Source organism: Thermoactinospora rubra (assembly GCF_002093975.1).
Lineage (GTDB): Bacteria > Actinomycetota > Actinomycetes > Streptosporangiales > Streptosporangiaceae > Nonomuraea > Nonomuraea rubra_A.
Map to the genome: position 1 here is coordinate 1 of NZ_MSZZ01000105.1, position 5,036 is coordinate 5,036.

General features: G+C 67.5%; 2 protein-coding genes and 1 CRISPR repeat array. Of the genes, one reads left to right on the forward strand and one right to left on the reverse strand.

The genetic code is table 11. From position 1 onward, the window contains the following. Positions 1–129 precede the first annotated feature (129 nt). The gene (locus BSB02_RS40390) at positions 130–2,433 is read right to left on the reverse strand and encodes an AfsR/SARP family transcriptional regulator (protein WP_158088882.1); all 2,304 of its coding nucleotides are present in this window, start codon (positions 2,431–2,433) and stop codon (positions 130–132) included. Positions 2,434–2,709: 276 nt separating this feature from the next. Beyond that, positions 2,710–3,955: a CRISPR direct-repeat array (repeat unit 29 nt; unit sequence CGGCTCACCCCCACGGGCGTGGGGAGGAC). Positions 3,956–4,215: 260 nt separating this feature from the next. Here BSB02_RS40390 and BSB02_RS39060 point away from each other — a divergent pair. Then, positions 4,216–5,036 (forward strand): CRISPR-associated endonuclease Cas3'' (locus BSB02_RS39060; protein WP_084966050.1); only part of this gene is annotated, 821 nt, incomplete at its 3' end.

Below are 5,036 nucleotides of genomic sequence, written 5' to 3' on the forward strand. Positions count from 1 at the left end.
CCCTGATCCGTGTCCTTTCCTACAGACACATCTGCGGAACCCAAGTCATACGGCAGGGAGCTCGTTTGGTATCCCCGTCGAGGTGAGCGCATCGGGCTGCCGGTTGGTGATGGGACCTTTCAGAGTCGATCAATTCGTGTCCGTCAATCGTCGGTAGAGCTGGGCAGTTTGCAGCTCGGGCTTACGGCCGCGTTCCCTCAGCACTTCCACCAGCTGGTCATAGCAGTTGTGGACAGCGGTGAGCTGGCCGAGGCCGGCGTAGAGCTGCATCCGCGCGCGATAGAGATGTTCGGCCCCCGGGTCGATGCCGGTGGCCCGCTCCAGGTACGTCACTCCCCTGTCCGGGGTTTCTGCCAGAGCGGCGAGCTGGCTCAGCGCCTGGACGACATCCCTGACGAGGTTGCGGGCGTCGTGGTGTGCCCACGTGTACGGCAGATCCGGGAGGTAGGGGCCGATGTAGAGATCGACCGCTGCGCCCAGCAACGCCGCCTTCTCCGCATCCGCGGCGGAGGCGGCCTTGCTCAGGAGGTCCCGCAGTTGCCACACATCACAGGTGAACAGCTCGGAGTTGATCGCGTAGCCGTACCCGCCAGTGTTGCCGATGACGGCTGTGCCCTGGCTGGACGGCAGCCCCAGCGCCTCGCACATCTTGCCGCGCGTTGCCTTCATCAACACCTTGAACCGATGACGCGACGGCGGAATCCCGTCCCAGAGCTTGTCCTCCACAACAGCCTGGGTGACCAAGGTCATGCGATTCTCGGCCAGCAGACCCAGCAGCGCTCTCATGTCTGTGGCCTGAACGCCGGACGTTCCCGCCGGGCCGCTGACCTCGTACCGCCCCATCAACCGGATGAGACCGATCGCACTGCCCCTAACCATGGCCCGGGGACCCGGTGCGGCCTCATCCTTCGGATCAGGAGTCGCCTTCGAGGCGCTCGGGTCTTGCTGCCTCGCCGGGACAACCGAGGCAAGCCGCTTTGCGGCGTCGGCTTCGGTGAGCAGGTGCATGTGGACGCCCACCAGGCCATCGCATGCCAGGCCGGCGGCGTCTGTCGTCACGCCGTCGCTGCCGATGACCACAGTTGTTCCGTGTGGCCAGTCGCCAAGGACGACGGCACCGACCGCGCGGGAGGCGCCGAGGCCAAGATCCGCCTTCAGCCGCTCCAGGTGTTCTCCCGGATCGAGGAAGCACACCAGCGGCACGGCCTTCTCCCGGTCTCCTGGCTCCTCCCCTTCGCTTCGTGACCGTTGGACGAGCTCGGCGCCCAACTGGTTGAGCGCGTCCTTCGCCGACGTGGCGACATACAGCCCGGCGATGCCCTCGATCCTGGAGGCGATCTCGTTCCCGAACAGCCGGTTGAGATCTTCCCGTCCCGTGATGACGCGCCAGCGACCGTCATGCGCTTTGGCCACGAGCTGAGCCAGCAACGCGCGCTCGGCATCCACCGCGCCGCTGCCCATCAGGTGCAAGCCTCGTGTGCGCGTCAGATCGATCTCGATGGATGCGCCGCTCTTGCTGCCCAGGGTGACCGTCACCGGTCTGTGGCGGGGTTCTTCCGAGGCCATCGGGATCGGAACGGACGGTGTCGAGACGTGGTGGACCCTCGGCGCTCGACGCCCCTGGGGCCGGCGCCGCGGGACAACGGTTCCGGCCAGCGCCAGATTGACCCGGGTCGTCAGTGCCCAAGCTCCCAGCAGGAGCAGGAAGGCGACATCCACCACCCCGCCTATCAGCTGGGAGGGCGACTCCAACATCCCCGCCGGAAAGGGTCTGATCGGCTCAGCGTTCGGTCGCTGGGAACGAGGCGCGGCCGAAGGAGGCAGTCCGCTTTCTGTGCCCGGTGAGACGGGAACCGTTTCTGACGGTCTCGCGGAGGAGCGGGACGGCGGCTGCTTCTTCGTATGCTCGGCCGACGGCGGGACGACCGCCTTGTGTCGCTTGCCATGGCTGAGCTTGTAACCGTCGGGCCACCGCTCGTCGCCGGCTCTGCGGCTGACCCCGAACGCATCGGGAAGGGGATGTGCTCTCTTAGCTCGTGCCTTGCGCAGCGATGAGTCCACCTGCCTGACCGAATCAGCTCTCGGCAGGTGCTGCGCCGGATCGTTCGCCGTGTGATCCTGGGCGGGGCCTGCCGGGCTCGTCGATGTGGGCTGGCGGGCGGACTCCTTGAGGGCCCTGCCCCAATCCACGCTTCCGGTCTCGCCCATCTGCTGGCCGACGTTCCTGCAGAGCTTGTTCTCGTCGAACGCGCTGGCCGCAGCGCCCTTCAGATCGGGACAACCACGCCGGCCCACAGCCGCGTCCGCGGAGGCAGTGCCCAGCATGGCGACTCCGACGACGAACCCGACAGCCGCCACTGTGAAAGCCGCCGGGCGGACAGCCTTGCTGACACTGCTGGAGTACTGGTCGATGTGCGCCTTCTCTTCGCTCAACGTCCCATCGCTCCATGCCGAGTGGGCGGCGCATCTGGGGAATCGGCGCGCCGTGTTGCCAGGTCTCCTCAGGATCATCAACCTGACTGCGCCGTGTCCCAGATGACACACCCTCGACTTGATCATGAAAAGGCAACGGGCAGGCATGGCTACTGTTGCCGACCGGCTATCAGCCTGGTCAGGATGGAACTTGCGTGTCGAGCGTGTGTCGGATCCGCCACCCATCCCGCGGGAATGGGGAGAATGGCGATTTCGACCAAACCCCGCCACCATCACCGGCTCACCCCCACGGGCGTGGAGAGGACGCATGGGTCGGCCTGTCGGACTCCATGGAGAGCGGCTCACCCCCACGGGCGTGGGGAGGACGGATCGCTGGTCCTGGCCGTGGATCGGACCTACGGCTCACCCCCACGGGCATGGGGACCCGTCGACGCGCAGCAGCTGCGCATCCCGGCCCGGCTCACCCCCACGGGCGTGGGGAGGACCCGCACTCGTCGAGCCTGGTCACGCGCATCACCGGCTCACCCCCACGGGCGTGGGGAGGACAGCCCCACCCAGCGCGAACGGTTCCGGCTCGGCGGCTCACCCCCACGGGCGTGGGGAGGACGGTTACCGCAGCTTCCGCCAGGCTTACGCGGACGGCTCACCCCCACGGGCGTGGGGAGGACATCAGCCGCCCGGTGATCGAGTCGGCGGTGATCGGCTCACCCCCACGGGCGTGGGGAGGACCCGCTCGCGCCCGTATCGGCCCAGTGTGCGGGCGGCTCACCCCCACGGGCGTGGGGAGGACTAGCCGCGCCGTAGCGTCGTCTTACCGGCACCCGGCTCACCCCCACGGGCGTGGGGAGGACTTGACCGTGGACGGCACAACGTCCCCGACGTGCGGCTCACCCCCACGGGCGTGGGGAGGACCGGGCAAGATCCGCGAGCCCGAGCGCACCTCTCGGCTCACCCCCACGGGCGTGGGGAGGACTCCAGCCCGGCCCACATGCCGGCCCAGATCTGCGGCTCACCCCCACGGGCGTGGGGAGGACGTCGACTGGGTACGGCAGACACCGCGGCTCGGAGGCTCACCCCCACGGGCGTGGGGAGGACGCCAGCCTGACGGACCCGATCTGCACATCCCCGGGCTCACCCCCACGGGCGTGGGGAGGACGCCGCCCGTGCCTGCCTGCCTGGGTGGCTCCCCGGCTCACCCCCACGGGCGTGGGGAGGACCGGAGGGGGTGTGGTGCGGGTCGGTGTGGCTGAGGCTCACCCCCACGGGCGTGGGGAGGACGCTCGACGGCCTCGGCCAGCGCCCTCCGCAGCTGGCTCACCCCCACGGGCGTGGGGAGGACACCGGCACGCATCAGGCGATGCGGCAGGGCCACGGCTCACCCCCACGGGCGTGGGGAGGACTCTCGGTCATCGTGACCGGCCTGGCCGCTCGGCGGCTCACCCCCACGGGCGTGGGGAGGACTCGTCAAGGAGCTGCTCGGCGAGGATGGCGCGCGGCTCACCCCCACGGGCGTGGGGAGGACACTTCGCGACCTGCTAGTTTACGGCGGGCTTCGTCACTCTTGGGCAGGTGTGGACCGTCCCAGCGCCCGTCTCCGTTTGGGTCACGAAGTCATCGTCTCCGTTCTGGGCACTTTTGTCGGCGCCTCCCCCTATAGTGACATGTCGTGTGATCGTAGAGCTGCGAGCATGTGAAGGAGGTGCTGGGTCCCCTATGGAGGATGTACCAGAAATAGATTTACGGCTCTGGGGAAAACAGCGAGGGCTCCCATCACCATATCCGGTGGTCTGTCACCTCCTCGACGCTGTCGCGGCGGTCGAGACGCTGTGGGATGACTATCTCGCGGTAGGCTTGCGCAAGGCCATCGCCGCCGAGCTTGGGGTCTCAGAGGTCCAGGCGCGGGCTCTGTTGGCGTACTGGGCAGGGCTTCACGACATCGGCAAGGTCATAAGCTGCTTCCAAAGCGGCCATACGGAAAGCTTTCTTCAGCTCACCGGCTATCCCGAACGTCGCGGTGAAAAGAAAACCCACGACTTCGCGGTTCATGCCTGGCTCGCGCGAATCCTGGCCGCAGACAACGCTCGGCTGAGCCCAAGGTCGTGCGCATTTCAAGTGGCTCAGCTCCTTGGTGGGCACCACGGCAAGTTTTACTCCTACGATTTCCGCACGGCACAAAATCCACTGGCTTTCGTTCCCGAATTGGGTGATGGCCGTTGGGAAGAGCAGCGGCGAGCGATCGTAACCGTGGTGCACAGGCTGGCCGGGAGTCCTGAGCTGCCCGGCGAGCTGTCGGGGGCGGGGGCCGCGCTCGCATCCGGGCTGGTGATCCTCGCGGACTGGCTGGTCAGCCAAGATCATTTCTTGCGTGGACGGCTTGCGCATGGGCTTCCGGAGCGGGGCGGCCTTGAGTCCCTCGCCAAGCACCTGGACGCCACCCGCGCGGTCATGCCTGCCGTACTCGAGGAAGCCGGGCTGAGCCGTCCCGAGTTTCAGCGTGGCGGCTTCCAGGATGACTTTCCCCAGATCACAGAGCCCAACGGTCTTCAGCGGTCGATCAGTGAGCCTTTTTCATCCTCTCGCGACCTCGTAGTTCTGCAGGACGG